The 7,459-nt window shown below is 62.9% G+C and carries 6 protein-coding genes; 4 read left to right on the top strand and 2 right to left on the bottom strand.

The window, feature by feature from the left end:
• Positions 1-1,344: a sugar porter family MFS transporter gene (locus AC3AYF_RS15920; RefSeq protein ID WP_295040602.1), complete on the bottom strand. Its 1,344-nt coding sequence runs from the start codon at positions 1,342-1,344 to the stop codon at positions 1-3.
• A 607-nt stretch (positions 1,345-1,951) separates the two neighbouring features.
• Between AC3AYF_RS15920 and AC3AYF_RS15915 the strand changes: the two genes are divergently transcribed.
• Both AC3AYF_RS15915 and ilvN read left to right on the top strand, forming a co-directional pair.
• On the top strand, positions 1,952-3,676 hold the full coding sequence (locus tag AC3AYF_RS15915; RefSeq protein WP_487779988.1) for an acetolactate synthase 3 large subunit: 1,725 nt from the start codon (positions 1,952-1,954) through the stop codon (positions 3,674-3,676).
• Positions 3,676-4,167, top strand: coding sequence for an acetolactate synthase small subunit (gene ilvN / locus AC3AYF_RS15910; RefSeq protein WP_071230775.1), 492 nt, complete (start codon positions 3,676-3,678; stop codon positions 4,165-4,167). Before AC3AYF_RS15915 ends, ilvN begins: the two co-directional genes overlap by 1 nt.
• An 81-nt stretch (positions 4,168-4,248) precedes the next feature.
• Here ilvN and ilvY read toward each other — a convergent pair whose 3' ends face one another.
• Entirely contained in the window at positions 4,249-5,133 is an 885-nt protein-coding gene (gene ilvY / locus AC3AYF_RS15905; RefSeq protein WP_295040606.1) for an HTH-type transcriptional activator IlvY, read from the bottom strand.
• A 193-nt stretch (positions 5,134-5,326) separates the two neighbouring features.
• Between ilvY and ilvC the strand changes: the two genes are divergently transcribed.
• Together ilvC and pssA are read left to right on the top strand one after the other, a co-directional pair.
• Positions 5,327-6,343, top strand: a complete 1,017-nt coding sequence (ilvC, locus tag AC3AYF_RS15900; RefSeq protein WP_295040608.1) for a ketol-acid reductoisomerase — start codon at positions 5,327-5,329, stop codon at positions 6,341-6,343.
• Between the two features lie 165 nt (positions 6,344-6,508).
• The gene (gene pssA / locus AC3AYF_RS15895) at positions 6,509-7,381 is read left to right on the top strand and encodes a CDP-diacylglycerol--serine O-phosphatidyltransferase (protein WP_295040610.1); all 873 of its coding nucleotides are present in this window, start codon (positions 6,509-6,511) and stop codon (positions 7,379-7,381) included.
• Positions 7,382-7,459 lie beyond the last annotated feature (78 nt).

The following is a 7,459-nucleotide window of genomic DNA, read 5'->3' as shown; positions in this document are numbered from 1 at the left end:
TTAATGCCCTGATTCCCCCTGCGGCGACAGCTTCTGCTGCAGTTTCTCCAGCGATATCCCCTTGGTCTCCGGCATCAGGAAGGCGACGAAGACGATCTGCAGCACCATCATGAAGGCGAAGAAGGCGAACACCGGGCCGCCGTTGAAGACCCCCAGCACCCATGGCGTCACCAGTGTGATGACCGCGGCGAAGAACCAGTGGGTGAAGCTGCCGAGAGACTGGCCGCGTGCCCGCTCGCGGTTGGGGAAGATTTCGGAGATGAAGACCCAGATCACCGTGCCCTGACTGATGCCGTGGGCAGCGACGAACAGGCACAGCTGCAACGGGATCAGCGCGCCGCCCAGGTTATCGGTGAAGAAGGCATGGGAGATGATCGACAGCGAGATGATGTAGCCCACCGAACCGATGTACATCAGCGTCCGCCGGCCGAAGCGATCGATCAGTGCCATGCCGATCATGGTGAAGATCACCATGATCAAGCCGATGCCGGCAGTCGAAAGCAGGGCAGCGTTATCCCCCAACTGGGCGGACTCGAGAATGCGCGGCGCGTAGTAGAGGACGAAGTTGATGCCGGTGAACTGGTTGAAGAAGGCGATCAGGAAGGCCAGAACGATGGGGAGCCGATAGCGGCGCGAGAAGAAGCGCGAGTGGACCTTGTTGTCCTCGCGGTCGGCCGCCTGGATCTCTTCGATCTGCTCCCGGGTGTCTCGCTGTGGGTCGATCTGGTTCAGCACGTCGGCGGCAGCGCGGGTGTCCTCCTTGTTGAGGATCAGCCAGCGCGGGCTCTCCGGCACCTTGAGCAGCGCCAGGGTGTAGACGAGAGCCGGTACGGCTTCGACACCCACCATCCAGCGCCAGGCGTCGTCGCCCAGCAGGCTGCCGAGAATGGCGTTGGAGACGTAGGCCATGAAGATGCCGAACACCACGTTGAACTGGTAGAGCGCCACCAGGTTGCCGCGCCTCTCGGCCGGTGCGATTTCGGAGATGTAGGCCGGGGCCGCGACCGAGGACATGCCCACCCCGAAGCCGCCGATCAGGCGGAAGAACGAAAACCAGAACGGATCGGTGGCCAGTGCCGAGCCGACCGCGGAGACGAAGTAGAGCACGCCGATGATGAAGAGCGTCGCCCGCCGGCCCAGCCGGTCGGTCGGCCAGTTGCCGAAGATCGCGCCGAGGACCGTCCCCCATAGCGCCATCGACATGATGAAGAGCCCGTGCTGAAGATCGCTCAGCCCCCACAGTTCCTGAATGGGCTTGTCCGCACCGGATATCACGGCGGTATCGAAACCGAAGAGAAAGCCTGCCATGGCCACGAACGCGGACCATTTCACGATGGGGGACATGCGCGTTACTCCATAAGTGGATTTGTCCACGAGCTCATCAATCAGCGTTTTGAACCCGGTGCAGTCTCGAGTTCAGTACAGCAGCGATGCCAGCAAGGCGCTGCGCAAAGCGCTCCAACTTTAGTCGGCGCCATTCGCAGCACGGAGGCGACGTGCTCGCTTGCCCCTGGCCGAGGGCGCTGGAGGTTGACAGTCCCTGGGCGCTGGTGGAATCTAGGCGGTTCCTGATTGCGGGCGCAGCCAATTGCGGGTGATCCCCGGCCGCTGCGTGAAGGGTAGGTTCCGAGCGACCTCTACCCGCCTGTCGAAGGATATCTTTCTGAGGAAAGAAGGGCGCGGGCCAAACGCCTGTTCCCGCCAACCCCGACACGGCGATCTGCCGTGTCAGGAGCTGTCGGCGCCACGGCGCCAGCGGTTCCTAAGAGTGCGGGTCCTCACCCCGGGCCCAGGACGCCAGGAAATGGCATCAGGCGTCGACGTTCAACCGTCGGCAGCGGCGTATCGCCGTGATTGAGCTTCGTGTTCGTGGATTGCGCCAACCATTCACGAATCCGGTTTGTCACCAGAACCGCGAAGCGGCACTCGAACTTCCAGGGGAGACTCACCAGTGGAATTACTTTCCGGCGCCGATATGATCGCCCGCTTTCTGAAAGACGAAGGCGTCGAGCGTATCTACGGCTATCCGGGCGGCGCGGCGTTGCATATCTACGATGCCCTGTTTCGCCAGGATAGCGTTCAACACATTCTCGTTCGTCACGAGCAGGCCGCGACCCATGCCGCCGACGGCTATGCCCGCGCTTCCGGCAAGCCCGGCGTGGTGCTGGTCACCTCCGGCCCCGGCGCGACCAACGCCGTCACCGGCATCGCCACCGCCTATATGGACTCGATCCCGATGGTGGTGCTGTGCGGCCAGGTCGCCAGCCATCTGATCGGGGAAGATGCCTTCCAGGAGACCGATATCGTCGGCGTGACCCGGCCCGTCGTGAAGCACAGCTTCTCGATCAGGCACCCCAGCGAGATCCCCGAAGTCCTGAAAAAGGCGTTCTACCTGGCGGCCACCGGCCGACCCGGCCCGGTGGTGGTGGATATCCCCAAGGACATGACCGCGCCCACCGAGCGTTACGAATACGTCTATCCGAAGAAGGTCAAGATTCGTTCCTACAACCCGGTGACCCGTGGGCACAGCGGCCAGATCAAGAAGGCCGTCGACATGATGCTCAAGGCGCGCCGGCCGGTGTTCTACACCGGCGGAGGTATCGTCACCGGCCGGGCGTCGGAGGCGTTGACCGATCTGGTCCAGCGGCTCGGCTTTCCGATCACCACCACGCTGATGGGGATCGGCGGTTATCCGCAGGGCGACCGCCAGTCGCTGGGCTGGCTCGGCATGCACGGCAGCTACGAGGCCAACATGGCGATGCATCACGCCGACCTGATCGTCGCCATCGGCGCGCGCTGCGACGACCGCGTCACCAACAACACCTCGAAGTTCTGTCCCACGGCCAAGATCGTTCATGTGGATATCGATCCCAGCTCGATCTCCAAGACCGTGCGCGCGGACGTGCCGATCGTCGGCGCGGCCGGCAGCGTCATCGACGAGATGATCAGCCTGGTCCAGGGTCGCGAGCCGGCCAATCCGGAGGCGCTGGGCGAATGGTGGAAGAGCATCGACGGCTGGCGCTCCGAGCGCGAAGGCAAGCTCTACGAGCCGTCGAAACCGGGCGCGGCGCTCAAGCCGCAGGAGGTGATCGAAGCGGTCTATCGCGCTACCCGCGGCGAGGCGTTCGTGACCACCGACGTGGGTCAGCACCAGATGTTCGCGGCGCAGTACTACAAGTTCGCCAAGCCCAACCGTTTCATTACCTCCGGCGGCCTCGGCACCATGGGGTTCGGCTTCCCGGCGGCGATGGGCATCAAGCTCAGCTATCCGCAGGACGACGTGGTCTGCTTCACCGGCGAAGGCAGCTTCCAGATGATGATGCAGGAGCTGTCGACCTGTAAGCAGTTCGACGTGGGTGTCAAGATCGTCAACCTCAACAACCAATCGCTGGGGATGGTGCGCCAGTGGCAGGATCTGAACTACAAGTCCCGCCACGCCCACTCCTACATGGAGTCGTTGCCGGACTTCGCCAAGTTGATCGAGGCCTACGGCTTCACTGCGATCAAGGTGACGACCATCGATGAGCTGGCGCCGGCACTGGAACGCGCCTTCGCCGACACCAACGAGCTCGTGTTCCTCGATATCTATGTCGACCCGTTCGAACACGTCTATCCGATGCAGGTGCCGCTGGGCTCCATGCGTGACATGTTGCTTTCGAAGACGGAGCGGACCTGATGCGCCATATCATCTCGATTCTGCTGGAAAACGAACCTGGCGCCCTGTCCCGCGTGGTGGGGCTGTTCTCCCAGCGCAACTTCAACATCGAAACCCTCAACGTGGCGCCGACGGAAGATCCGTCGCTGTCGCGGCTGACCGTGACCACGGTGGGTGACGACCGGGTGATCGAGCAGATCACCAAGCACCTCAACAAGCTGATCGACGTGGTCAAGCTGGTCGATCTGACCGAGGGCAACCACATCGAGCGCGAGCTGATGCTGGTGAAGGTCAAGGCGCTGGGGGCGGCCCGCGACGAGGTCAAGCGCACGGCGGATATCTTCCGGGCGCAGATCGTCGACGTCACGCCGAGCGTCTACACCGTGCAGATCACCGGCGACGCCGGCAAGCTGGATGCCTTCATCCAGGCGATGGCGCCGATCGGCATTCTGGAAGTGGCGCGGACCGGCGTATCGGGCATTGCCCGCGGGGACAAGCTGCTCACGCTGTAGATACGAGCCATCGCTAGTCCAACGCCCGGCGGAAGCGATTCCGTCGGGCGTTTTGCGTTCCCGATCTTTCAATGCAACGTTTCAGTTGGGGAGCTGCGCCCACAGCGCCTCGATCAGCGCACTCTTGAGGCGGCGCTTGAGCACGCACAGGCCGACATCGTAGTGCGGCAGCTCCGGCTTGACCGGCAGGATCATGATGCGATCCAGCAGGGGGCTGTTGTCGAGCACGATGCGCGGCACGATGCCGACGCCGAAACCCAGCCCCACCATGCTGACGATCGCTTCGTTGCCCGCCACCTGGGCATAGATGCGGGGGCTGACGCCCATCGCCCGGAACCAGGTGTCGGCGTGGTCCCGCGACAGGCCGGATTCGGACAGGATCATCGGCACGTCCTTCCATTGCGACGGGGTTGGCGTCTCCGGCGTGGCGGGCAGCCAGTCGGCCCCATCGCGAGGGGCGATGAAGACCAGCGGCGATGTCGTCAGCGGCTTGAACGCCAGCGCATCCGGCAGGCTGCGCGGGCGCGCGGTGATGGCGATGTCTTCGTTCTCGGCCTGGACGCGAGCGATGGCGTCCGCGGGATCGCCGGTGTGCAGCTTGATCTCGATGCGCGGATGACGCTGGCGGAACTCGCTCAACAGCCGGTACAGGAAGCTGTAGCTGGCGGTGACCGAGCAGTAGATGCTGATCTCGCCAGCCAGCTCGCGGGTCTCCGCCATCAGCGTGGCCTGCATCGCCTGCCACTGCTCCAGCGTCTCCCGGGCATAGGCGTGAAACAGCTGGCCCTCCCGGGTCAATGTGACGTGGCGATTGTCGCGCTCGAACAACGTGACGCCGAGCGTCTCCTCGAGCTGGCGGATCGAACGGCTCAGCGTCGAGGGGCTGATGTGGCAGGCATCGCTGGCACGGCCGAAGTGCAGGTGGTCGGCCAGCGCCAGGAAATGGTTCAGTGGGCGGTAATCCATGGTCGTTTCATATTCCGAAATATCGCATTGCAAATATAGCGTTTTACGCAATATGTTGCCTGGCTTATCGTGGCGTCAGGCTGAAACGACGCGCACCGCGACAGACGGCGCCGGCGGCCATCAACGCTGACAGGGTTTCAGTGGCGACAGTTCCGAGCAGAACGCTCATCAGAATCGATTTCCGGAGTTCGATATGCACGTTTATTACGACAAGGATTGCGACCTTTCCCTGATCCAGGCCAAACAGGTCACGATCGTCGGCTATGGCTCCCAGGGCCACGCTCACGCCAACAACCTGAAAGAGTCCGGTGTCGATGTGACCGTCGGCCTGCGCAAGGGCTCTTCCTCGGCGGCCAAGGCCGAGAGCGCCGGCCTCAAGGTGGCGAGCGTTGCCGAGGCGTGCAAGACCGCAGACGTCGTGATGATCCTCGCGCCGGACGAGAACCAGAAGGCGATCTACGAGCAGGAGATCGAGCCGAATCTGAAAGAGGGCGCCACCATCGCCTTCGCCCACGGCTTCAACATCCATTACAGCCAGGTCGAGCCGCGCGCCGATCTCGACGTGATCATGATCGCGCCCAAGGCGCCGGGTCACACCGTGCGTTCCGAGTTCGTGCGCGGCGGCGGCATCCCGGATCTGATCGCGATCCATCAGGATGCCTCCGGCCAGGCCAAGGAGATCGCTCTCTCCTACGCGGCAGCCATCGGCGGCGGTCGCAGCGGCATCATCGAGACCACGTTCAAGGACGAGACCGAAACCGATCTGTTCGGCGAGCAGGCCGTGCTGTGTGGTGGTGCCGTCGAATTGGTCAAGGCGGGCTTCGAAACGCTGACCGAAGCCGGTTATGCGCCGGAGATGGCTTACTTCGAGTGTCTGCACGAGCTCAAGCTGATCGTCGACCTGATGTACGAGGGCGGCATCGCCAACATGAACTACTCGATCTCCAACAATGCCGAGTACGGCGAGTACGTCACCGGCCGTGAGATCATCAACGACGAATCCCGTGCCGCCATGCGCAAGGCGCTGCAGCGCATCCAGGACGGCGAGTACGCCAAGATGTTCATCGCCGAGGGCGCCTGCAACTACGCCTCGCTGAATGCGCGTCGTCGTCAGACCGCCGAACACCCGGTCGAGCAGGTCGGTGCCAAGCTGCGTGCAATGATGCCCTGGATCACCGCCAACCAGCTGGTCGACAAGAGCAAGAACTGATCGTCGATCGATCACGGGCTGGCACGGGGGCGCGACGCATGTCGCGCCCCCGTTTCTTTGTTGTCCGGGCATCGCTTTCGTGCGGGCATCTGTCGCGATTCCCGCTAGGCTGTAGAATGATCCGGCTAATAGGCCCGAGCGCAAACGACTAAAGGACTCGCTTCCATGACGCAGGATGACCGCCACCACGAGCAAGAGCCCGAAACGATTACGATCGGCGCGACGTCCCCCCTCTTCGATGATGAAGACGAGGTCATCGAGGAAACGGTCGAGAACGGCAAGCGAATCCGCCGCCGTGGCATCTACTTGCTGCCCAACCTGTTCACGCTGTCGGCCCTGTTCGCCGGCTTCTATTCCATCGTTGCCGCTATCAATGGCGATTACGCCAAGGCGGCCATCGCCATCTTCATTGCCATGGTGCTCGATGGGCTGGACGGCCGTGTCGCTCGCCTGACCAATACTCAGAGTGCCTTCGGCGCCGAGTTCGACAGCCTGGCCGACATGGTCTCGTTCGGGATGGCGCCGGCACTGGTCGCGTTCACCTGGATACTGCAGGACATCGGCAAGATCGGCTGGATTGCCGCGTTCATCTTCGTCGCGGGTGCCGCATTGCGCCTGGCACGCTTCAACGTTCAGATCGGCAGCACCGACAAGAAGTGGTTCGTCGGGTTGCCCAGCCCGTCGGCGGCGGCGATCGTGGCGGCCTGCGTATGGGTCTTCCACACCTTCGATGCCGAGTCGTTGGGGTTCAAGGTACTGATGACCGTGGTGGTCGCCGCTGCCGGCGTATTGATGGTCAGCAACGTGCGCTACCACAGCTTCAAGGAGATCGATTTCAAGGGGCCGGTACCGTTCGTGTTCCTGCTGGCGATCGTGCTGCTGTTCGTACTGATCTCCATCGAGCCCTCCGTGATGCTGCTGGCGCTGTTCGGTTGCTATGTCGTGTCGGGTCCGATATTGGCACTGGGACGTCTGAACAAGTCGCGTCGAGAGAAGCGTCGTAGTGAAGCGGGCGGGCAGAACGCCCAGGATGACTAGTTCCCGATAAGTGCCTCATGCTTCGAAACGCCCGCCCTGTGCGGGCGTTGTGGTATCTGGAGGTTGGCTGAGGGAGAG

The organism is Salinicola sp., assembly GCF_982684285.1.
Note: the sequence above shows the minus strand (reverse complement) of the source record. Positions and strands in the feature narration are given on the sequence as shown.